Origin of the sequence: Thalassospira sp. CH_XMU1420-2, from assembly GCF_037029325.1 — a bacterium.
GTDB classification, from domain to species: Bacteria; Pseudomonadota; Alphaproteobacteria; order Rhodospirillales; family Thalassospiraceae; genus Thalassospira; species Thalassospira povalilytica.
Genome location: NZ_JAYMEG010000005.1, coordinates 231,396 through 252,393, shown reverse-complemented (window position 1 = coordinate 252,393; position 20,998 = coordinate 231,396). Strand labels below are relative to the sequence as shown.

Here is a 20,998-nt window from a genome sequence, read left to right as displayed (position 1 = left end):
GGTTTACCCCTTGACTATGATTGGGCTGAGGACTCACTCCTCGACCACTACTTCCCAAGACTTCAACTTCGAGATCGGCTTGCATTCGCGAATGCGAACTACGTCACCCGTTTTGAAGCGGTTCTCTTCATCGTGCGCGTGGAATTTCTTCGACTTACGCACGTACTTTTTATACAGCGGGTGCATGACCTGGCGTTCCACACGGACCACCACGGTCTTGTCGTTTTTGGTCGAAACGACTGTCCCCTGCAATACACGCCTCGGCATGTGTGTTTACTCCTCTGCGTGTCCAGTTTAGGCCGCGGTCGCACCCTTCTCGTTACCGAGAAGGGTTTTGATGCGGGCGATATCACGACGGACCTGGCGGACCCGCGCAGTGTTCTCAAACTGACCGGAAGCCTGCTGGAATCGCATGTTGAACGATTCTTTACGCAGGTCCAGCAGCAGCTGTTTCAGTTCGTCAGCGCTTTTAGCGCGGAGATCAGCAATTTTCATCACTAATTACTCCCCTTCACCAAGACGGGTGACAAACTTGGTCTTGATCGGCAGTTTTGCCGATGCCAGCTCGAAAGCGCGGCGTGCAAGATCCAACGGAACACCGTCGAGTTCAAACATGATCCGACCCGGTTTAACGCGTGCCGCCCAATATTCAGGCGAGCCTTTACCTTTACCCTGACGGACTTCGGCAGGCTTCTGCGAGACCGGGAGATCCGGGAAAACGCGAATCCACACACGACCCTGACGGCGGATGTGGCGGGTGATCGCGCGGCGAGCCGCTTCGATCTGACGCGCCGTTATACGCTCAGGCTCCAAGGCTTTCAAGCCATAAGCGCCGAAATTAAGATCCGTACCACCCTTGGCTTCACCTTTAAGGCGGCCTTTGTGGGCTTTACGGAACTTTGTACGTTTCGGAGAAAGCATATCTGGATCTCCTTACTTACGGCTGGAACCAGCCGACTCGAGAGCTTTACGCTCCGATGCCAGCGGATCATGTGCCATGATTTCGCCCTTGAAGATCCAGACCTTCAGACCGCAAACACCATAGGTGGTGTGTGCTTCCGAAGTTCCGTAATCCACGTCCGCACGCAGCGTGTGCAGCGGAACGCGACCTTCACGATACCATTCGGTACGGGCGATTTCTGCGCCACCAAGACGACCAGCAGCATTAATACGAATGCCACCGGCACCGAGACGCATTGCGTTCTGAACCGAGCGCTTCATAGCGCGACGGAACGAAACACGGCGCTCAAGCTGCTGGGCGATGTTGTCAGCGACCAGCTTGGCATCGATTTCCGGCTTGCGGATTTCGATGATGTTAACCTGCACTTCGGCATTTGCCAGCTTCTGCAGATCGTTCTTGAGCTTCTCGATGTCCTGGCCTTTTTTCCCGATCACAACGCCCGGACGAGCGGTGTGGATCGAAATGCGGGCTTTCTTCGCCGGACGTTCGATAATCACCTTCGAAACACCAGCCTGCTTGAGGCGGTCGAAGATGAATTTACGGATCGCAAGATCTTCATGAAGAAGACCAGCGAAATCGGACTTGTTGGCGTACCAGCGGGAATCCCAGGTACGGTTAATGCCAACGCGCAGACCGATCGGATTTACTTTCTGACCCATTACTCGGCCTCCTCACGTTCGCAAACGACGATGCGCATGTTGGAGAACGGCTTCAGGATCTTGCCAACACGACCGCGTGCACGGGCGCGCCAACGTTTCATCACGAAGGCCTTACCAACAGATGCCTCTTTAACATAGAGACGGTCGACATCGAGCTGATGGTTGTTTTCGGCGTTAGCAATTGCCGATTCCAGCAGCTTTTTGACGTCCTGCGAAATACGTTTGTTGGAGAAGGTCAGTTCTGCCAAAGCAGCTTCTGCCTTCAAACCACGGATCGACTCGGCGACGAGGTTGAGCTTACGCGGGGAAATGCGTACTGCCCGGAGCGAAGCCGCAGCCTCGTTATCCGCCAGCCGACGGATGTCAGCTTTCTTACCCATCGTTACTTCCTCTTCGCCTTTTTGTCGGCCGCGTGACCATAGTAGGTACGGGTCGGCGAGAATTCACCGAACTTGTGACCAATCATGTCTTCGGTCACCAGCACCGGCAAGAATTTCTGGCCATTGTAAACCCCAAAGGTGAGGCCTACGAATTGCGGCAGAATCGTCGAACGCCGCGACCAGGTCTTAATTACCTCATTCCGGCCTGAGGCACGGACAGTATCGGCTTTCTTAAGAAGGTATCCGTCAACAAACGGACCCTTCCAAACGGAACGCGCCATAGTCTAGCCTCCTCCGTTAGCTCTTGTGACGACGGCGCATGATGAGCGCGTCGGTCTTCTTGTTCGAGCGGGTACGTTTGCCCTTGGTAGGCTTGCCCCACGGCGTAACCGGGTGACGACCACCCGAAGTACGACCTTCACCACCACCATGCGGGTGATCGATCGGGTTCATGGCAACACCACGAACCGAAGGACGCTTGCCGAGCCAGCGATTACGGCCGGCTTTACCAAGGTTAGTGTTCTGATGGTCCGGGTTGGACACGGCACCGATGGTTGCCATGCATTCACCACGTACCAAACGTACCTCACCGGAGGACAGCTTAAGCTGGGCGTAACCCTGGTCCTTACCAACGAGCTGCACGTATGCACCTGCTGAACGTGCGATCTGACCACCTTTACCGGCTTTCAGTTCGACGTTATGGACAATGGTACCGACCGGAATGTTCTTCAGCGGTGCGGCGTTACCCGGCTTAATGTCTACGCGTTCAGCGGCAACAACGTTGTCGCCGACAGCGAGACGCTGCGGTGCGAGGATGTAGGCCAGCTCGTCGTCGGAATAACGAACCAGTGCGATGAACGCAGTACGGTTCGGATCATATTCCAAACGCTCGACGGTACCGACGACGTCAAACTTGGTACGTTTGAAGTCGATGAGACGGTAACGACGTTTGTGACCACCACCAATACGGCGGGCGGTGATACGACCAGTGTTGTTACGGCCACCTTTCTTGCGAAGACCTTCGGTCAACGCTTTGATCGGCTTGCCCTTGTGGAGATCGGAACGATCCACGAGAACCAGCTGACGGCGACCAGGAGAGGTTGGTTTAAACTTCTTCAAAGCCATTGTCTTAGATTCCCGTAGTCACGTCGATGGACTGACCCTCTTCGAGGGTTACCATCGCTTTCTTGAAATCACTCCGACGACCGGAAACACCGCGAAAACGCTTGGTCTTTCCTTTTACCACAGAGGTATTGACCGCCTTGACCTTCACCCCGAACAGACCTTCCACAGCAGCCTTGATCTCCGGCTTGGTGGCGTCGATCGCAACTTTGAACGCAACTGCGTTGTGTTCAGAAATCAGCGTCGACTTTTCAGTGATATGCGGGGCGCGGATGACTTCGTACATCCGCTCTTTGCTGATGATCGTCATTTGAGACGTGCCTCCAACGCTTCGACCGCACCCTTGGTCAGCACCAGGGTGTCACGGCGCAGGATGTCATAGACGTTAGCACCGATCTCCGGGAGCACGTCAATCTGCGGGATGTTGCGCGCTGCGCGTGCAAAACCTTCGTTGACCTGCGCACCATCGATGATCAGTGCAGATTTCCAGCCGAGCTTACCAAAAGCTGCGACCAGATTCTTGGTTTTGGCGTCCGAGAATTCCGCGTTATCAAGAACGATAAGCTTGCCGTCCTTTGCTTTAGCCGACAGAGCGGTTTTAAGCGCGAGTTTACGGAATTTCTTGGTCAGATCGTGTGCGTGGTCGCGAACGCGCGGACCGTGCACGGTACCACCACCACGGAACTGTGCAGCCTTACGGGAACCGTGACGTGCACCGCCACTACCCTTCTGACGCACGAATTTTTTCGTGGTTGCGGAAACTTCCGACTTTTCCTTCACCTTGTGGGTACCGGCGCGGCGTTTTGCCAGCTGCCAGTTCACCATGCGGTGCAGGACGTCACGACGTACTTCCAGACCAAAGATCTCTTCTGCGAGATCGATATTGCCTGCCTTGGAAGCGTCAAGTTTGAGAATGTCGAGCTTCATGATGCTTATTCCTTATCCTCGGCGACAGCTTCTTCAGCAGCCGGGGCAGCACCCTTGAGCGCGGCCGGGAACGGAAGACCTTCCGGTGCAGCACGCTTCACGGCATCCTTGACAAGGACGTAGGCGCCCTTGTGACCCGGGACTGCACCGTGGATCAGGATCAGGCCTTTGTCGGCGTCAGAAGCGACAACCTTAAGGGACTGAACAGTCACACGAGCGGCACCGAGGTGACCAGCCATCTTCTTACCTTTGAAGACGCGGCCCGGATCCTGGCACTGACCGGTGGAACCATGCGAACGGTGCGAAATCGACACACCGTGCGACGCACGCAGACCACCGAAGTTATGACGCTTCATCGCACCGGCAAAACCTTTACCGATGGAAGTGCCGATTACGTCAACGTACTGGCCTTCAACGAAGTGAGCGGCAGAAAGTTCTGCACCAACTTCAATCAGGCCATCTTCGCTAACGCGGAATTCAGCAAGTTTGGCTTTCGGCTCAACCTTGGCTTTGGCGAAGTGGCCACGCATCGGCTTGGATACGTTTTTCACTTTCGCTTTGCCATAACCAAGCTGAACAGCGACGTAGCCGTCGGTGTCGTTGGTACGGTTGGCGACAACCTGAAGATCTTCGACCTTCAGAACGGTTACAGGAAGGTGGGAACCATCGTCTTTGAAGACGCGGGTCATGCCAACCTTCTGGGTAATAAGTCCACTACGCATTGCGGCTTACTCCCGATTAAAGTTTGATCTCGACGTCGACGCCGGCAGCCAGATCGAGCTTCATCAAAGCATCGACGGTCTGCGGGGTCGGGTCGACAATGTCGAGAAGACGCTTGTGCGTACGGATTTCGAACTGTTCACGCGATTTCTTATCGATGTGCGGAGACCGCAGAACAGTGTATTTTTCAATGCGGGTCGGCAGCGGAATCGGGCCGCGGACCTCTGCGCCAGTGCGCTTCGCCGTATTGACGATCTCGCGCGTGGACTGATCCAGCACGCGATGGTCAAACGCCTTCAGGCGAATGCGAATGTTCTGACTATCCATGTAATTATGTACCGGAGCCCTCAAAAGGACACCGGCCCCTCAACTGGAGTTGACGATTGCCGCAAAAGTGTTGCGGGCGGCTTACATAGCCGCCCGCTTCACAAAGATCAAGAGAAAAAATTACTCGATGATCTTGGCAACAACGCCCGCGCCGACGGTACGACCGCCTTCACGGATTGCGAAACGCAGACCTTCGTCCATTGCGATCGGTGCAATGAGGGTCGCGGTCATCTGGACGTTGTCGCCCGGCATAACCATTTCGGTGCCAGCCGGCAGCTCGATCGAACCGGTAACGTCAGTCGTACGGAAGTAGAACTGCGGACGGTAGTTCGAGAAGAACGGCGTGTGACGGCCACCTTCATCCTTGGTCAGGATGTAAGCTTCTGCTTCAAACTTGGTGTGCGGGGTGATCGAGCCAACATGCGCCAGAACCTGGCCACGTTCGACGTCTTCACGCTTGGTACCACGAAGCAGTGCGCCGATGTTGTCGCCAGCTTCACCCTGATCGAGCAGCTTGCGGAACATTTCAACGCCGGTAACGGTCGTTTTGACGGTGTCTTTAATGCCGACGATTTCGATCTCTTCGCCAACTTTAACAACGCCGGTTTCAACACGACCGGTAACAACCGTACCACGACCCGAAATCGAGAACACGTCTTCGATCGGCATCAGGAACGGCTTGTCTTTCGGACGATCCGGTGCCGGGATGTAGTCATCAACAGCAGCCATCAGCTCGAGGATAGCGTTTTTGCCGATTTCGTCATCGCGACCTTCCAGAGCAGCAAGAGCCGAGCCCTTGATGATCGGAATATCGTCGCCCGGGAAGTCGTAGGACGACAGAAGTTCACGGATTTCCATTTCGACGAGCTCGAGAAGCTCTTCGTCGTCAACCTGGTCAACCTTGTTCATGAACACGACCAGTGCCGGAACGCCAACCTGACGTGCAAGCAGGATGTGCTCGCGGGTCTGCGGCATCGGGCCATCAGCTGCCGAAACAACCAGGATGCCACCGTCCATCTGTGCCGCACCAGTGATCATGTTTTTAACATAGTCAGCGTGGCCCGGGCAGTCGACGTGCGCGTAGTGGCGGTTTTCGGTCTCATATTCGACGTGCGCGGTCGAGATCGTGATACCACGAGCTTTCTCTTCCGGTGCCTTGTCGATCATGCTGTAGTCCTGGAACGATGCGCCACCCTGTTCTGCCAGAACTTTGGTGATCGCTGCGGTCAGCGTGGTTTTACCGTGGTCAACGTGGCCGACGGTGCCAACGTTAACGTGCGGTTTTGTACGCTCAAACTTTTCTTTAGCCATTTCTAACTCCGTTTATTCTGGCTTGGCCTTAGCCGGCCGATTTGGCTTTGACTTCGTCCGCAACTGCCTGCGGAACGTCTGCATAGTGATCAAACTGCATCACGAACTGGGCACGACCCTGGGACATGGAGCGCAGCGTGTTGACGTAACCGAACATGTTCGCCAGCGGTACGAACGCGTTAACAACGCGTGCGATGCCACGGGAGTCCATGTCACGAACCTGGCCACGACGGCTGTTCAGGTCGCCAATGATGTCGCCCATATACTCTTCCGGGGTCACTACTTCGACTTTCATGATCGGCTCGAGCAGCTTCGGAGAAGCTTTCGACAGACCTTCTTTGAACGCTGCACGGGCAGCGATTTCGAAGGCCATGACGCTCGAGTCAACGTCGTGGTAGGCACCGTCGGTCAGCTTGATCGACAAGTCGGTTACCGGGAAGCCTGCGATAACGCCGCTCTGCAGCGAGCTTTCGAGACCTTTGGCAACACCCGGGATGTATTCCTTCGGAACGTTACCGCCAACAACGGTATCGGTGAAGGAGAAGCCCGAACCCGGTTCACCCGGGGTGAAGGTGAGCTTGATACGCGCGAACTGACCCGAACCACCCGACTGTTTTTTGTGGGTGTAGTCGATATCGACTTCTTTCGAGATGGTTTCGCGATAAGCAACCTGCGGCGCGCCGATGTTAGCTTCGACTTTGAATTCACGCTTCATACGATCGACGATGATGTCGAGGTGAAGTTCGCCCATACCCGAAATGATGGTCTGGCCGGATTCGTGGTCGGATTTAACGCGGAACGACGGATCTTCCTGTGCAAGACGTGCAAGGGCGAGACCCATTTTTTCCTGGTCGGCTTTCGATTTCGGCTCAACAGCGATTTCGATAACCGGATCCGGGAATTCCATACGCTCAAGGATGATCGGCTTGGCCGGGTCACAAAGGGTATCACCAGTGGTGGTGTCCTTCATGCCAACCAGAGCAACGATGTCGCCCGAGCAAGCGTATTTGATTTCTTCGCGGTTGTTCGAATGCATGAGAAGCATACGGCCGATACGTTCTTTTTTCTCTTTGACAGAGTTCAGAACATACGAGCCGGCATCGAGGATACCGGAATAGATACGAATGAAGGTCAGCGAACCAACGAACGGATCCGACATGATCTTGAATGCAAGAGCCGAGAACGGCGCTTCATCGGTCAGCGGACGGGAATCCGGCTCGTCTTCGGTGTTCGGCTTGACGCCACGAACATCGTCGATGTCATCCGGTGCCGGCATGAAATCGATAACGGCATCAAGAAGCGGCTGAACGCCTTTGTTCTTGAACGCGGTACCCAGAAGGACCGGAACCAGATCGCCGGCGATGGTGCCTTTACGGATGCACTTCTTGAGAACTTCCTCGGTCGGCATTTCGCCTTCGAGGTAAGCTTCCATTGCTGCTTCGTCGCACTCAACAGCCTGTTCGATCAGAGCTTCACGGTATTCTTCAGCCTGGTCTTTCAGGGAATCGCGGATGTCGCGATACTCGAACTCTGCACCAAGGGATTCGTCTTTCCAGACGATTTCCTTGTTGCGAACGAGGTCAACAACACCTTCGAACTCACCTTCGGAACCGATCGGCAGCTGCATGACAGCGGCGTTGGCACCGAGGCGTTCCTTGATCATTTCGACGCAGCGGAAGAAGTCTGCACCGGTACGGTCCATCTTGTTGACAAAGCACATACGCGGAACGTGGTACTTGTCAGCCTGACGCCACACGGTTTCGGTCTGCGGCTCAACGCCGGAAACGGCGTCGAAAACAGCGCAGGCACCATCGAGAACACGGAGCGAACGTTCAACTTCAATGGTGAAGTCAACGTGGCCCGGGGTATCGATGATGTTAATACGGTGGTCGTTCCAGAAGCAGGTCGTCGCAGCAGACGTAATCGTAATGCCACGTTCCTGTTCCTGTTCCATCCAGTCCATGGTCGCGGCGCCGTCATGGACTTCGCCGATTTTGTAGGACTTGCCGGTGTAGAAAAGAATTCGCTCGGTGGTCGTCGTTTTACCGGCATCAATGTGCGCCATGATGCCGATGTTGCGATACCGAGAGATCGGAGTACGTTGTACCATAATCGACTCTTGATCTTGAGGTCTGAATTACCAGCGATAATGAGCGAAAGCCTTGTTGGCTTCGGCCATACGGTGGGTGTCTTCGCGCTTCTTGACAGCACTGCCGCGGTTGTTGGCAGCATCCATCAATTCACCGGCGAGACGACCGATCATGGTCGTTTCGGAACGCTTGCGGGCAGCGTCAACCAGCCAACGAATGGCCAGAGCCTGACGACGCTCGGAACGAACTTCAACCGGAACCTGGTAAGTAGCACCACCAACACGGCGCGAACGAACTTCGACGTTCGGCTTCACGTTATCCATGGCTTCGTGGAACTGGGCAACCGGGTCTGCACCCTTGCTTTCCATTACTTCCAGGGCACCATAAACGATTTTTTCGGCGGCAGATTTTTTGCCGTCGAGCATAAGACCGTTCATGAACTTGGTAAGAACCTTGTCGCCATATTTGGCGTCAGGGAGTACTTCGCGCTTTTCAGCAGCGTGACGACGTGACATCTGAGCTGCTCCTTATTTCGGACGCTTCGCGCCGTATTTCGAACGACGCTGCTTACGGTCTTTGACACCCTGTGTATCGAGGGTACCGCGAATGATGTGGTAACGAACACCCGGCAAATCTTTTACACGGCCGCCGCGGATCATCACGACAGAGTGTTCCTGCAGGTTGTGGCCTTCACCCGGAATGTAGGAGGTTACTTCGTAGCCGTTGGTCAAACGGACACGGGCAACCTTACGAAGTGCCGAGTTCGGCTTCTTCGGGGTCGTGGTGTAGACACGGGTGCAAACGCCGCGTTTCTGCGGGCATGCTTCCAGTGCCGGAACCATATCGCGCTGGGTGCGCGGAGTCCGCGATTTGCGGATCAACTGGTTAATAGTGGGCATTAACTTTCCCTTTTACTTCAACGGACGCCACTAGGGCGCTGCTCTTATCGACGCACGACGAGCGACCACGCGTCCCCATACACAGTACGGAAACACGCGCGGACGCCCATAAATGCAGGAGTTCCTGCCTCGACGGCCGTCAGAGTCGCACTCAAGCGATGGGGGGCGAAAACCGCCCGCTACCGCACAAAACGGTACCGGCACAGCTACACCCCCCTAGATTCGGTGGGCGCATACTAGTGACGGCCCCCTTTTGCGTCAAGCAAAACCATATGGACCTTCGAGTTGGCGCTTCAAACGCCGAGACGAACCGGTGCGTCGAGAAGAGTTCCGGTTCGCCTCTGATTCTTTAACTGTCTGGCGCGACGAAGTTATTCGCCTGCCGGCAGTGAAGCAGTGTCGGCATCGGCCTGCGGACCGAAATTGTCGCCGATTTCTTCTTCTGCCTCGATCTGTACCGATTTGTCGCGTTCGGCAGCCAGTGCACGGAAGCGGTTCATCACCGCACCGGTACCAGCCGGGATCAAACGACCCACGATGACGTTCTCTTTCAGACCGATAAGGGTATCGGTCTTGCCCGAAACGGCTGCTTCGGTAAGAACGCGCGTGGTTTCCTGGAACGACGCGGCCGAGATGAAGGAATGCGTCTGCAGGGATGCCTTGGTGATCCCCTGGAGGACCGGTGCACCTTCTGCGAGTTCGCCGCCTTCTTTAAGCGCACGCTCGTTTTCGGCATCGAAGTCAACGCGGTCAATGATTTCACCAACCAGAAGAGTCGTGTCACCCGGTTTGGTGATTTCGACTTTCTGAAGCATCTGGCGAACGATGACTTCGATATGCTTGTCGTTAATCTTCACGCCCTGCAGACGGTAGACTTCCTGGATCTCGTTGACCAGGTAATCTGCCAGTGCCGGGACGCCCATGACGCGCAGGATATCGTGCGGAACTGGCGAACCATCAAGGAGCTGATCGCCCTTCTCGACGAAGTCCCCTTCCTGAACGGCAAGATGCTTGCCTTTCGGGATCAGGTATTCGACCGGTTCGGTCAGGCCCGAATCCTCGAGCGGGTGAACAATGACACGGCGCTTGTTCTTGTAGTCCTTGCCGAATTCGACGCGACCCGGGATATCCGAGATGATTGCGTGTTCTTTCGGTTTACGGGCTTCGAACAGCTCGGCAACACGCGGCAGACCACCGGTGATGTCACGGGTCTTCGAACCTTCGCGCGGGATACGTGCAAGCACGTCACCAGCATGAACTTTCTGACCGTTCTCGACCGAGAGAATAGCGTCAACCGACAGGAAGTAACGGGCTTCAAGACCGTTATCCAGGTTGATGACCTCGCCGGCTTCGTTACGCAGGGTAACGCGCGGCTTAAGGTCGGACGCCTTGGGCATGCTCTTCCAGTCGATAACCGTTTTCGAGGCAATACCGGTCGCTTCGTCATAGACTTCGCGAATGGTTACGTTCTCGAGAAGGTCGACATAGTTCACATAACCTTCTTTCTCGGTGATGATCGGCAGGGTGTACGGATCCCACTCGGCCAGTTTCTGACCACGCGTGACCTGTGCGCCTTCATCGGTGAGAAGTTTTGCACCGTACGGAACGCGATATTTCGCACGCTCGCGACCGGTTTTGTCGATCAGAAGAATCTCGAGGTTACGCGCCATCACGATGTTGACGCCTGCCGAGTTCTCAACGACTGCACGGTTTTTCAGTTTCACGGTTGCATCGAAGTTCGCTTCGACACCGGAGACCTCTGCACCACGCTGTGCCGCACCACCGATGTGGAACGTACGCATGGTCAGCTGGGTGCCCGGCTCACCGATCGACTGTGCGGCGATAACACCGACAGCTTCACCGATGTTCACCGTGGTACCGCGTGCCAGGTCACGACCATAGCAATGGCCGCAAACACCGGTTTCGGCGTCACAGGTCAGAACCGAACGGATACGTGCGGTTTCAACACCGGCTTTCTCGATGAGATCGAGGTGATCTTCTTCAACCATCTCGTTCTTCGGCACGATGACTTCGCCGGTCGACGGATCAACGATCTCGTCGGCGGTGAAACGACCGAGGATACGATCAGACAGGGTTTCGATAACCTCACCGGAATCGACGACGGCTGCGATGTCGAGGCCACGATCCGTACCGCAATCATGCTGGGTGATGATGCAGTCCTGGGCCACGTCAACCAGACGACGGGTAAGGTAACCCGAGTTCGCCGTTTTCAGTGCGGTATCAGCCAGACCTTTACGAGCACCGTGGGTGGAGTTGAAGTACTCCTGCACGGTCAGGCCTTCTTTAAAGTTCGAAATAATCGGGGTCTCGATGATCGAGCCGTCCGGTTTCGCCATCAGGCCACGCATAGCAGCCAGCTGACGCATCTGGGCGGCAGAACCACGAGCACCGGAGTGCGCCATCATGTAAACCGAGTTCACATTGTCACCTTCTGCCGTCGCCGAGATGACTTTCATCATCGCTTCGGAAACGTCGTCGGTGCACTGCGCCCAGGCGTCAACAACCTTGTTGTATTTCTCACCACGGGTGATGAGACCGTCCTGGTACTGCTGCTCGTATTCCTTGACCTTGTCGTGGGTACCACCGACCAGCGGTTCCTTGGCGTCCGGAATGATCATGTCATCCTTGCCAAACGAAATGCCGGCTTTACATGCCCAGTTGAAACCAAGGCCCATCATGCGGTCAGCAAAGATAACGGTCTCTTTCTGGCCACAGTGACGGTAAACGACATCGATAACGTTCGAGACGTCTTTTTTGGTCAGCAGCTTGTTGATGGTCGAGAACGGAATGCGCGGATGACGCGGCAGAAGTTCCGACAGCAACATGCGGCCCGGGGTGGTTGCAACACGAACGGTGATGCGTTCGTTGTTTTCATCAACCGTGTGGTAACGGGCATTGATCTTGGAATGCAGGGTGACAACACCCTCGTCCAGTGCCTGTTCGATCTCGGCGATGTTGACAAACGACATCCCCTCGCCCGGCTGACCGTCACGCTCCATGGAGATGTAGTACAGACCAAGGACAATATCCTGCGACGGCACGATGATCGGTTTACCCGATGCCGGCGAAAGGATGTTGTTGGTCGACATCATCAGGGTACGTGCTTCAAGCTGGGCTTCAAGCGACAGCGGTACGTGGACAGCCATCTGGTCACCGTCGAAGTCCGCGTTGAACGCAGTACAAACGAGCGGATGCAGCTGGATGGCCTTACCTTCGATCAGAGTAGGCTCGAACGCCTGGATACCAAGACGGTGCAGGGTCGGTGCACGGTTGAGCATGACCGGATGTTCACGGATAACCTGTTCAAGGATATCCCAAACTTCGGCGCGCTCTTTTTCCACCATGCGCTTTGCAGCCTTGATGGTGGTGGCCATCCCGTACAGTTCCAGCTTCGCGTAAACGAACGGCTTGAACAGTTCGAGCGCCATTTTCTTCGGCAGACCGCACTGATGCAGTTTCAGGTTCGGACCCACGGTAATAACGGAACGACCGGAATAGTCGACGCGTTTACCCAGAAGGTTCTGACGGAAACGACCCTGCTTGCCTTTGAGCATGTCCGACATCGATTTGAGCGGACGCTTGTTGGCACCAGTGATCGGACGACCGCGACGACCGTTGTCAAACAGCGCATCAACCGATTCCTGAAGCATACGTTTTTCGTTACGCACGATGATATCAGGCGCACGAAGCTCGATCAGGCGCTTCAGACGGTTGTTACGGTTGATGACACGACGGTAAAGGTCGTTCAGATCCGAGGTTGCGAAACGGCCGCCATCAAGCGGAACCAGCGGACGCAGTTCCGGCGGAATGACCGGAATCACTTCAAGGATCATCCATTCCGGGCGTGCGCCGGATTCCTGGAAGGCCTCAATCAGCTTGAGACGCTTGACCAGCTTCTTGCGCTTGGCTTCGGAATTGGTTTCCTTGAGGTCGATTTTTGCGGTTTCGCGTTCTTCATCAAGGTCGATTGCCGCAAGCATATCGCGGATGGCTTCGGCACCGATACCGGCACGGAAGCTGTCTTCGCCATATTCTTCCTGGGCAGTCATATACTGGTCTTCGGACAGGAGCTCACCCATTTTAAGCGGGGTAAGGCCCGGTTCGATAACCACATAGTTTTCGAAGTACAGAATGCGCTCAAGATCCTTGAGCGTCATGTCCAGCAGCAGACCCAGACGGCTCGGCAGCGACTTCATGAACCAGATATGGGCAACAGGTGCCGCCAGTTCGATATGGCCCATACGTTCACGACGTACTTTGGCCAGAGTCACTTCGACGCCGCATTTTTCACAGATAATGCCGCGATACTTCATACGCTTGTACTTGCCGCACAAGCATTCGTAATCCTTCACCGGACCAAAAATGCGCGCACAGAACAGGCCGTCGCGCTCCGGTTTGAAGGTCCGGTAGTTGATGGTTTCCGGTTTCTTGATCTCGCCGAACGACCAGGAGCGGATACGCTCCGGGCTGGCAATCTGAATCCGGATCTGATCGAAGCTCTGGGTGCCCTGCGGCTGCCCGAAGATCTTCATCAACTCGTTCATAAAGGCTCTCCCGCTATGCCCGGTCTCGCCGGGTTTCGCCAATTTCAGGCCGAAAGATGCGAAATGGCGACCGGGATGCCCGGATGGGCACCCCTGTCAGCCACACACTTAGTATTCGTTCTGCTCAAGTTCGACATTGAGACCAAGCGAACGGAGTTCTTTAACAAGAACGTTAAACGACTCCGGAATGCCTGCCTCGAAGGTGTCTTCACCACGAACAATGGCTTCGTAAACCTTGGTACGGCCCGAAACGTCGTCCGACTTGACCGTAAGCATTTCCTGAAGGGTGTATGCAGCACCGTAAGCTTCGAGTGCCCACACTTCCATCTCCCCGAAACGCTGACCACCGAACTGCGCCTTACCACCCAGCGGCTGCTGGGTAACAAGAGAGTACGGACCAATCGAACGTGCGTGGATCTTGTCATCGACCAGGTGGTGCAGTTTGAGCATGTAGATATAGCCCACTGTCACCTTGCGATGGAATTTCTCACCGGTACGACCGTCATAGAGGTCAACCTGGCCAGAACCATCAAGGCCGGCTTTTTCAAGCATACGAACAACATCCGGCTCACGGGCGCCGTCGAAGACCGGGGTGGCCATCGGAACGCCGCGACGCAGGTTGTTGCCAAGCTCGATGACTTCACCATCGGACAGCTCTTTGATGCCGGCGATGTATTCTTCGCCTTCATAGACATCATTAAGCTTGTTACGCAGGTCTTCCATCTCGCCACGACCGTCGGCAACAGCATCGACAAGTTCGCCGATCTGTTCACCAAGACCACGCGAAGCCCAACCAAGGTGGGTTTCAAGGATCTGGCCAACGTTCATACGCGACGGAACGCCCAGCGGGTTCAGAACGATATCGACCGGCGTACCGTCTTCGAGGTGCGGCATGTCTTCAACCGGCATAATGCGCGATACGACACCCTTGTTCCCGTGACGGCCGGCCATCTTGTCACCCGGCTGCATTTTACGTTTAACCGCGACAAAGACTTTGACCATCTTCATCACGCCCGGCGGCAGTTCGTCACCAGCCTGCAGCTTGTCGACCTTGTCGTCGAAACGAGCCTGAAGAACAGCAATCGATTCCTCGAACTGCTTTTTCAGAGCTTCGATGTCAGACATGACATTGTCATCAGCAACGGCGATCTGACGCCACAGACCACGTGCAACACCCGAAAGGCTGTCTTCGGTGATCTCGCCCGACAGGCCCTTCGGACCATCAACGAGCTGCTGACCCAGCAGAAGGTTTTTCAGACGACCATAGAAGTTGCGCTCAAGAATGGCGCGTTCGTCGTCACGGTCCTGTGCGAGACGCTCGATCTCGGCGCGCTCGATTGCCAGGGCACGTTCGTCCTTGTCAACGCCACGACGCGAGAACACGCGGACTTCAACAATGGTACCGAACTGTCCCGGCGGGACACGCAGCGACGTATCACGGACGTCGGATGCTTTTTCACCGAAGATGGCGCGCAGAAGTTTTTCTTCCGGCGTCATCGGGCTTTCGCCCTTCGGCGTTACCTTACCGACAAGGATATCGCCCGGCTTGATTTCCGCACCGATGTAGACAATGCCCGCCTCGTCGAGGTTTTTGAGCGCTTCTTCACCGACGTTCGGAATATCACGGGTGATTTCTTCCTGACCCAGCTTGGTATCGCGGGCCATGACTTCGAATTCCTCGATATGGATCGAGGTATAAACGTCATCACGGGCGATACGCTCGGACAGAAGGATGGAATCCTCGAAGTTGTAACCGTTCCAAGGCATGAACGCGACAAGCACGTTACGGCCAAGGGCAAGTTCACCCATATCGGTACACGGACCATCCGAGATGATGTCGCCTTTTTTGACAACATCGCCAACTTTCACCAGCGGACGCTGGTTGATGCAGCTGCCCTGGTTGGAACGCTGATATTTCAGCAGGGTGTAAATATCGACACCCGATTCCGATGCGGCAATGTCACCGGTTGCGCGAATAACCATACGGGTCGCGTCAACGGATTCAACAACACCGTCACGGCGTGCGATCAGGGTTGCACCCGAATCACGTGCCACCGGAACTTCCATACCGGTACCGACATACGGCGCTTCGGAGCGGATCAGCGGAACCGCCTGACGCTGCATGTTCGAGCCCATCAGTGCGCGGTTCGCGTCATCGTTCTCAAGGAACGGAATGAGCGCGGATGCGACCGATACCAGCTGCTTCGGCGAGACGTCCATAAGGTCGATCTCTTCGGAGCGGGCCATATAGTGGTCACCGGCTTTACGGGTGTTGATCAGTTCGTTGGTAAAGCTGAAATCACCGTTAAGCGGTTCGTTCGCCTGTGCGATGACATAACGGCCTTCTTCGATCGCCGACAGATAGATCACCTCGGCGGTCACCTTGCCGTCGACAACCTTGCGGTACGGGCTTTCGATGAAGCCGTACTGGTTGACACGTGCAAAGGTCGCCAGCGAGTTGATCAGACCAATGTTCGGACCTTCCGGCGTTTCAACCGGGCAGATACGACCATAGTGGGTCGGATGAACGTCACGAACTTCAAAGCCGGCACGCTCACGGGTCAAACCACCCGGGCCAAGCGCCGAAAGACGACGTTTGTGGGTAATTTCCGAAAGCGGGTTGGTCTGGTCCATGAACTGCGACAGCTGCGAAGAGCCGAAGAATTCACGCACAGCAGCCGCAACCGGCTTGGCATTGATCAGGTCATGCGGCATCACGTTGTCGATCTCGACCGAGCTCATACGCTCGCGGATCGCACGTTCCATACGCAGCAGACCAACACGGAACTGGTTTTCCATCAGCTCGCCGACCGAACGCAGACGACGGTTGCCAAGATGGTCAATATCGTCAATCTCGCCACGACCGTCTTTCAGGTCGATCAGAACACGGACGACTTCCAGAATGTCTTCACGGCGCAGGATACGAACAGTATCCGGGCATTCCAGATTCAGACGCGCATTCATCTTCACACGGCCAACAGCCGAAAGATCATAACGCTCTGCATCGAAGAACAGGCCTTTGAACATGGCTTCCGCACCCTCGAGGGTCGGCGGTTCGCCCGGGCGCATCACGCGATAGATGTCCACAAGGGCTTCTTCGCGGTTGCTGTTCTTGTCCAGTGCCATGGTGTTGCGCAGATACGGACCAACTTGGTTGTGGTCGATCATCAGCAGACGGATGGAATCAACGCCCCATTCCTTAAGCTGCTCGAACACTTCCTCGGTCAGTTCGTGACCGGCTTCTGCCAGGATCTCACCGGTTTCGCCGTCAATCAGGTCATCGGCCATGAACCAGCCATTAAGCTGATCTTCCGGAACCAGGATTTCCTTGACGCCCTGTTCGGTGATTTTGGCAGCAGAACGCTTGGTGATTTTCGAACCGGCTGCTGCAACAACTTCACCGCTGTTGGCATCAACAAGATCGTGAACCAGCTTCTGGCCGATATAACGGTCTGCACTGAAATCGGTAACCCAACCATCTGCGGTACGGCGGTATTCAGCCGACTCATAGTAATAGTTGAGGATCTCTTCCGGGGTCAGGCCTTCGATTTCCGACGGATCGACAGAGCGCCCTTCTTCGGCACGCTGGGCACGCAGCTGTTCGGACTCTTCGTTTTCAAGAGCCATAAGCAGCGTGGTCGCCGGCAGTTTGCGGCGACGGTCGATACGGACATAAAGAATGTCTTTCGCGTCGAATTCGAAATCGAGCCACGAACCACGATAAGGAATCACACGCGCGGCAAACAGATATTTGCCCGAGCTGTGGCTCTTACCTTTGTCATGGTCAAAGAAGACGCCCGGCGAACGGTGCATCTGAGAAACGATCACACGCTCGGTGCCGTTCACGATAAAGGTACCGTGTTCGGTCATGAGCGGCATGTCGCCCATATACACGTCTTGTTCCTTGATATCGCGGATCGAACGGGCACCCGTGTCCTCGTCGATATCCCAAACAACCAGGCGGAGTGTTACGCGCAGCGGTGCGGCAAAAGTCATGCCACGCTGGCGACACTCTTCGGTATCGTATTTCGGCTGCTCAAGCTCATACGAAACGAATTCAAGAGTTGCGCGTTCCGAAAAATCTTTAATCGGAAAGACGCTCTTGAACACTTCCTGGAGACCTGCATCGTCCCGCTGCTCCTGCGGGGTTCCGGTCTGCAAAAACTTGTCGTAGGAATTCTTTTGAACCTCAATGAGATTCGGGAGCGGAGCGACTTCGCTGATCCGTCCAAAGCTTTTGCGGATGCGCTTTCGACCAGTAAAGGACTTATCCATCATCGTTCCTTTAATCGCGCCTCCCCACACCGTCCGAACTCGTTCGTCCCTGCCCTGATACGTTTCCGACTTGCGCAAAACGCATACAGCACAACGACGCCCGAGCCCCGTACGGGGCGGGCGTTCACTTGATTATGACCGTGGATGTGTTTTGACATCCAACTTGATTGAGATCACTGATCCCTCGGCTGTCGACGCCGTCAAAGATAACCTCTGACCTAAACGGCCTTACGTTATGTACGATTACCTTTGGCAGCGTCAACCGTTAAATTCCTGTTCGCGCCCCTGCACATATCCCGGCCCGATTGCCAGGGAGCACAGAGACGGAAGGGCCGGCGCCCAGAGGACGCCGACCCAGACCTTGGCAAGAAGCCGTCGATTACTTGAGTTCGACGGTTGCGCCGGCTTCTTCCAGCTTCTTCTTGATTTCTTCGGCTTCGTCCTTAGCAACGCCTTCTTTGACGGCTTTCGGAGCGCCTTCAACCAGTTCTTTGGCTTCTTTGAGGCCAAGACCGGTGATGCCGCGTACTTCTTTAATGACGTTGATTTTCTTGTCGCCAGCAGAAGCGAGGATAACGTCGAATTCGGTTTTCTCTTCAGCAGCAGCACCGCCGGCAGCAGCGCCACCAGCAGCAGCAACAGCTACCGGAGCAGCGGCGGAAACGCCCCACTCTTCTTCGAGCATTTTGGAAAGTTCTGCAGCTTCAAGAACGGTGAGCTTGGAAAGCTCTTCAACGAGTGCCTTAAGATCGGCCATTTTGTATAACTCCTAGGCTTGAACTTAGATATCTGAGATATCTGGATAATTTGGTTTACGCGGCTTCGCCTTTGTCGGCATATGCCTTCAGCACCTGGGCGATCTGAGCCGCCGGCTTGGAGGTCAGCGTAGCGATACGCTGTGCCGGGGTCTGGATCATACCAACCAGTTTCGCACGAAGTTCGTCCAGCGACGGCAGTTCTGCCAGAGCTTTAACGCCCTGTTCATCGAGAACCTGTTCGCCGATGGCACCAGCAACAAGAACCAGCTTGTCGTTGGATTTCGCGAACTCGGAGGCTACCTTTGCGACCGAAGCCGGATCAGCTGAATAGCCAATCGCGGTCGGGCCGGTGAAGTAGTCTGCAAGACCAGCAAATTTGGTGCCTTCCAGAGCAAGTCGCGTAAGCCGGTTTTTGGTGACCTTGAAGCCCGCACCAGCTTCACGCATCTGCGCACGAAGAGCGGTAATTTCAGCAACCGTCAGACCCTTATACTGGGTGATGACGACGCCTTCCGCAGCTTCGAACACTTCGCGCATCTCTGCTACGAACTGTTGTTTATCATCGCGGTTCACTTTTAGTCTCCGACATTGCTTATTGCCCTGAACCCCACAAGGAGGTTCACAGACGCGACCAGTCCTTTCGAACCGGTCTGTGACGCCCGTCCGTTTGCCAGATGTCCAAGCCTTGTGTGATGCCCCGTTCGGGGAAAAACTAAGTACCGGAACCTCTGCCTATGCAGGAGATTAAGAGCGAATGATTTCGCCCACCTGCAGTCTGGGACAGACAGGTAGAGAGGGCCTGGGCCCTCTCCGGTCCTGACCGGTCCGAAAACCGGTCAGAATTCGAAAAACTTCTTACTTCGAAGCGATGTCAGCAATCGACAGTTTCACGCCAGCACCCATGGTGGAGCTGATCGCAGCGCGCTGAAGGTACTGACCTTTTGCGCCTGTCGGTTTTGCTTTAACGATTGCTTCGACGAATGCTTTTGCGTTCTCGAGGATCTGCTCTTCGCTGAACGAAGCCTTGCCGATACCGGCATGGACGATACCGTTTTTCTCGGCGCGGAACTGGACCTGGCCAGCTTTTGCGTCGGAAACTGCGGTTGCAACATCCATGGTAACGGTGCCGAGTTTCGGGTTCGGCATCAGGCCGCGCGGGCCGAGAACCTTACCGAGACGGCCGACAACAGCCATCATGTCCGGGGTTGCAATAACGCGATCGTAGTTCAGATCGCCTTTCTGCATTGCTTCCATCAGGTCTTCTGCACCAACAGCGTCGGCACCAGCTTTCTGGGCTTCTTCTGCTTTGGCGTCTTTTGCGAAGACAGCAACGCGCATGGTTTTACCGGTGCCATGCGGAAGGGAAACAACACCACGGACCATCTGGTCAGCGTGACGCGGATCAACACCAAGGTTCATGGCAATTTCGATGGTTTCATCGAATTTTGCTTTTGCACCTTCTTTGACGAGTTTGACAGCAGCTGCCAGTTCGTACTGGGTGTTACGGTCGATGCCCTCATAGGCCTGGGCAAGGCGTTTACCAGTCTTGGCCATCGTCTTACTCCACAACCTCGAGACCCATCGCACGGGCAGAGCCCTCGATCATTGCCATCGCGCCATCAATGTCGAATGCATTGAGGTCAGCCATTTTGGCTTCTGCGATTTCTTTGACCTGTGCTTTGGTCACCTTGCCAACATAACCTTTACCGGTGGTACCGGAACCTTTGGCAATGCCTGCTGCCTTTTTCAGGAAGTAGGATGCCGGCGGGGTTTTGGTTACGAACGAGAAGGAACGGTCGGAATAAACGGTGATGACGACCGGAATCGGCATACCAGGTTCCATCTGCTGGGTCGCTGCGTTGAACGCCTTGCAGAATTCCATGATGTTCACGCCGCGCTGACCAAGAGCCGGGCCGACGGGCGGCGACGGGTTGGCTTTGCCGGCGGGAATCTGCAGCTTAAGATAGCCGTCGATTTTCTTCGCCATTAGAGTACCTCTTAAAG

General features: G+C 55.3%; 21 protein-coding genes. All 21 read right to left on the bottom strand.

Annotated elements, in window-relative coordinates:
- Window positions 1-33 precede the first annotated feature (33 nt).
- The 21 genes from rpsQ to rplK all read right to left on the bottom strand — a co-directional run bounded on the left by rpsQ (window position 34) and on the right by rplK (window position 20,981).
- Entirely contained in the window at window positions 34-267 is a 234-nt protein-coding gene (rpsQ, locus tag WA429_RS16505) for a 30S ribosomal protein S17 (RefSeq protein WP_008892183.1), read from the bottom strand.
- A gap of 27 nt (window positions 268-294) precedes the next feature.
- Window positions 295-495, bottom strand: a complete 201-nt coding sequence (rpmC, locus tag WA429_RS16500) for a 50S ribosomal protein L29 (RefSeq protein ID WP_008892182.1) — start codon at window positions 493-495, stop codon at window positions 295-297.
- A 6-nt stretch (window positions 496-501) separates the two neighbouring features.
- A complete protein-coding gene (gene rplP / locus WA429_RS16495) occupies window positions 502-921 on the bottom strand; it encodes a 50S ribosomal protein L16 (RefSeq protein WP_068518266.1) in 420 nt (139 codons plus the stop codon).
- Between the two features lie 12 nt (window positions 922-933).
- Window positions 934-1,620 carry a 30S ribosomal protein S3 gene (rpsC, locus tag WA429_RS16490; protein ID WP_068518267.1) on the bottom strand — a complete coding sequence of 229 codons (687 nt, stop codon included), beginning with the start codon at window positions 1,618-1,620 and terminating at the stop codon, window positions 934-936.
- Window positions 1,620-2,000: a 50S ribosomal protein L22 gene (rplV, locus tag WA429_RS16485; RefSeq protein WP_068518268.1), complete on the bottom strand. Its 381-nt coding sequence runs from the start codon at window positions 1,998-2,000 to the stop codon at window positions 1,620-1,622. Before rplV ends, rpsC begins: the two co-directional genes overlap by 1 nt.
- Window positions 2,001-2,002: 2 nt before the next feature.
- Window positions 2,003-2,281, bottom strand: a complete 279-nt coding sequence (rpsS, locus tag WA429_RS16480) for a 30S ribosomal protein S19 (RefSeq protein ID WP_008892178.1) — start codon at window positions 2,279-2,281, stop codon at window positions 2,003-2,005.
- Window positions 2,282-2,297: 16 nt separating this feature from the next.
- On the bottom strand, window positions 2,298-3,125 hold the full coding sequence (rplB, locus tag WA429_RS16475) for a 50S ribosomal protein L2 (protein WP_068518269.1): 828 nt from the start codon (window positions 3,123-3,125) through the stop codon (window positions 2,298-2,300).
- Window positions 3,126-3,129: 4 nt separating this feature from the next.
- Window positions 3,130-3,432, bottom strand: a complete 303-nt coding sequence (locus WA429_RS16470) for a 50S ribosomal protein L23 (protein WP_068518270.1) — start codon at window positions 3,430-3,432, stop codon at window positions 3,130-3,132.
- Window positions 3,429-4,049, bottom strand: coding sequence for a 50S ribosomal protein L4 (gene rplD, locus WA429_RS16465; protein ID WP_068518271.1), 621 nt, complete (start codon window positions 4,047-4,049; stop codon window positions 3,429-3,431). Before rplD ends, WA429_RS16470 begins: the two co-directional genes overlap by 4 nt.
- A gap of 5 nt (window positions 4,050-4,054) precedes the next feature.
- A complete protein-coding gene (rplC, locus tag WA429_RS16460; RefSeq protein WP_101247949.1) occupies window positions 4,055-4,771 on the bottom strand; it encodes a 50S ribosomal protein L3 in 717 nt (238 codons plus the stop codon).
- 16 nt (window positions 4,772-4,787) lie between these two features.
- Window positions 4,788-5,096 carry a 30S ribosomal protein S10 gene (gene rpsJ / locus WA429_RS16455; protein ID WP_007091508.1) on the bottom strand — a complete coding sequence of 103 codons (309 nt, stop codon included), beginning with the start codon at window positions 5,094-5,096 and terminating at the stop codon, window positions 4,788-4,790.
- A 120-nt stretch (window positions 5,097-5,216) separates the two neighbouring features.
- Entirely contained in the window at window positions 5,217-6,407 is a 1,191-nt protein-coding gene (tuf, locus tag WA429_RS16450) for an elongation factor Tu (protein WP_206927257.1), read from the bottom strand.
- 28 nt (window positions 6,408-6,435) lie between these two features.
- On the bottom strand, window positions 6,436-8,517 hold the full coding sequence (gene fusA / locus WA429_RS16445; protein WP_068518441.1) for an elongation factor G: 2,082 nt from the start codon (window positions 8,515-8,517) through the stop codon (window positions 6,436-6,438).
- A gap of 27 nt (window positions 8,518-8,544) precedes the next feature.
- A complete protein-coding gene (gene rpsG, locus WA429_RS16440) occupies window positions 8,545-9,012 on the bottom strand; it encodes a 30S ribosomal protein S7 (RefSeq protein WP_068518440.1) in 468 nt (155 codons plus the stop codon).
- A 12-nt stretch (window positions 9,013-9,024) separates the two neighbouring features.
- On the bottom strand, window positions 9,025-9,396 hold the full coding sequence (gene rpsL, locus WA429_RS16435; RefSeq protein WP_007092427.1) for a 30S ribosomal protein S12: 372 nt from the start codon (window positions 9,394-9,396) through the stop codon (window positions 9,025-9,027).
- A gap of 371 nt (window positions 9,397-9,767) precedes the next feature.
- The gene (rpoC, locus tag WA429_RS16430; RefSeq protein WP_068518439.1) at window positions 9,768-13,961 is read right to left on the bottom strand and encodes a DNA-directed RNA polymerase subunit beta'; all 4,194 of its coding nucleotides are present in this window, start codon (window positions 13,959-13,961) and stop codon (window positions 9,768-9,770) included.
- Window positions 13,962-14,069: 108 nt separating this feature from the next.
- On the bottom strand, window positions 14,070-18,236 hold the full coding sequence (gene rpoB, locus WA429_RS16425) for a DNA-directed RNA polymerase subunit beta (RefSeq protein WP_068518438.1): 4,167 nt from the start codon (window positions 18,234-18,236) through the stop codon (window positions 14,070-14,072).
- A gap of 379 nt (window positions 18,237-18,615) precedes the next feature.
- Complete coding sequence (gene rplL / locus WA429_RS16420) at window positions 18,616-18,993, bottom strand: 50S ribosomal protein L7/L12 (protein WP_068518437.1); 378 nt, start codon at window positions 18,991-18,993, stop codon at window positions 18,616-18,618.
- 55 nt (window positions 18,994-19,048) lie between these two features.
- The gene (rplJ, locus tag WA429_RS16415) at window positions 19,049-19,567 is read right to left on the bottom strand and encodes a 50S ribosomal protein L10 (protein WP_068518436.1); all 519 of its coding nucleotides are present in this window, start codon (window positions 19,565-19,567) and stop codon (window positions 19,049-19,051) included.
- A gap of 282 nt (window positions 19,568-19,849) precedes the next feature.
- A complete protein-coding gene (rplA, locus tag WA429_RS16410; RefSeq protein WP_068518435.1) occupies window positions 19,850-20,548 on the bottom strand; it encodes a 50S ribosomal protein L1 in 699 nt (232 codons plus the stop codon).
- Window positions 20,549-20,552: 4 nt separating this feature from the next.
- Entirely contained in the window at window positions 20,553-20,981 is a 429-nt protein-coding gene (gene rplK, locus WA429_RS16405; RefSeq protein ID WP_068518434.1) for a 50S ribosomal protein L11, read from the bottom strand.
- Between the last annotated feature and the right edge of the window lie 17 nt (window positions 20,982-20,998).

Bases quoted from the DNA above. Each gene is read 5' to 3' on its own strand.
- rplA (WP_068518435.1), bottom strand. From the start codon at position 20,548: ATGGCCAAGACTGGTAAACGCCTTGCCCAGGCCTATGAGGGCATCGAC.
- rpsC (WP_068518267.1), bottom strand. From the start codon at position 1,620: ATGGGTCAGAAAGTAAATCCGATCGGTCTGCGCGTTGGCATTAACCGT.
- rplC (WP_101247949.1), bottom strand. From the start codon at position 4,771: ATGCGTAGTGGACTTATTACCCAGAAGGTTGGCATGACCCGCGTCTTC.
- rpsQ (WP_008892183.1), bottom strand. From the start codon at position 267: ATGCCGAGGCGTGTATTGCAGGGGACAGTCGTTTCGACCAAAAACGAC.
- rplP (WP_068518266.1), bottom strand. From the start codon at position 921: ATGCTTTCTCCGAAACGTACAAAGTTCCGTAAAGCCCACAAAGGCCGC.
- rplD (WP_068518271.1), bottom strand. From the start codon at position 4,049: ATGAAGCTCGACATTCTCAAACTTGACGCTTCCAAGGCAGGCAATATC.
- rpsJ (WP_007091508.1), bottom strand. From the start codon at position 5,096: ATGGATAGTCAGAACATTCGCATTCGCCTGAAGGCGTTTGACCATCGC.
- rplB (WP_068518269.1), bottom strand. From the start codon at position 3,125: ATGGCTTTGAAGAAGTTTAAACCAACCTCTCCTGGTCGCCGTCAGCTG.
- rpsS (WP_008892178.1), bottom strand. From the start codon at position 2,281: ATGGCGCGTTCCGTTTGGAAGGGTCCGTTTGTTGACGGATACCTTCTT.
- tuf (WP_206927257.1), bottom strand. From the start codon at position 6,407: ATGGCTAAAGAAAAGTTTGAGCGTACAAAACCGCACGTTAACGTTGGC.
- rplK (WP_068518434.1), bottom strand. From the start codon at position 20,981: ATGGCGAAGAAAATCGACGGCTATCTTAAGCTGCAGATTCCCGCCGGC.
- rpoB (WP_068518438.1), bottom strand. From the start codon at position 18,236: ATGGATAAGTCCTTTACTGGTCGAAAGCGCATCCGCAAAAGCTTTGGA.
- rpsG (WP_068518440.1), bottom strand. From the start codon at position 9,012: ATGTCACGTCGTCACGCTGCTGAAAAGCGCGAAGTACTCCCTGACGCC.
- rplL (WP_068518437.1), bottom strand. From the start codon at position 18,993: ATGGCCGATCTTAAGGCACTCGTTGAAGAGCTTTCCAAGCTCACCGTT.
- rpmC (WP_008892182.1), bottom strand. From the start codon at position 495: ATGAAAATTGCTGATCTCCGCGCTAAAAGCGCTGACGAACTGAAACAG.
- rplV (WP_068518268.1), bottom strand. From the start codon at position 2,000: ATGGGTAAGAAAGCTGACATCCGTCGGCTGGCGGATAACGAGGCTGCG.
- WA429_RS16470 (WP_068518270.1), bottom strand. From the start codon at position 3,432: ATGACGATCATCAGCAAAGAGCGGATGTACGAAGTCATCCGCGCCCCG.
- fusA (WP_068518441.1), bottom strand. From the start codon at position 8,517: ATGGTACAACGTACTCCGATCTCTCGGTATCGCAACATCGGCATCATG.
- rpsL (WP_007092427.1), bottom strand. From the start codon at position 9,396: ATGCCCACTATTAACCAGTTGATCCGCAAATCGCGGACTCCGCGCACC.
- rpoC (WP_068518439.1), bottom strand. From the start codon at position 13,961: ATGAACGAGTTGATGAAGATCTTCGGGCAGCCGCAGGGCACCCAGAGC.